Annotated in this window: 1 pseudogene; it reads right to left on the minus strand. The window is 33.4% G+C overall.

Annotated elements, in window-relative coordinates:
* Positions 1-31 precede the first annotated feature (31 nt).
* Positions 32-308 (minus strand): annotated as a pseudogene (locus tag FS666_RS19545) (IS110 family transposase); the annotation flags it as partial.

Genomic DNA, 308 nt, shown 5'->3' on the forward strand with positions numbered 1-308 from the left:
AGAAGAGTGCCTACTATATTTATACTGTGTTTTATGCTGCTAAAGGTTGTGATAATTTTTTCAAGATTTCCTTTTCATAATTGAAATCAGAGTGATTCCATTCAAAAGGTTGCTGATTTTTTAACATTGCAAACGCAATTTTTATAAACTTATTCCCCATTGCAATATAGATTTTGCGAGCTTTTTTACCTTTCTCCTTTAATCTGGTATAAAAGGGCTTTAAAGCTTCATTATGTGCGGATAGACAACGTCCAGCGGTATAGACGGCTCTTCTTAAATTGGAATTGCCTTGTTTGGATATACATCCA

Source organism: Siminovitchia fortis, assembly GCF_007681465.1.
Lineage (GTDB): Bacteria > Bacillota > Bacilli > Bacillales > Bacillaceae_C > Siminovitchia > Siminovitchia fortis.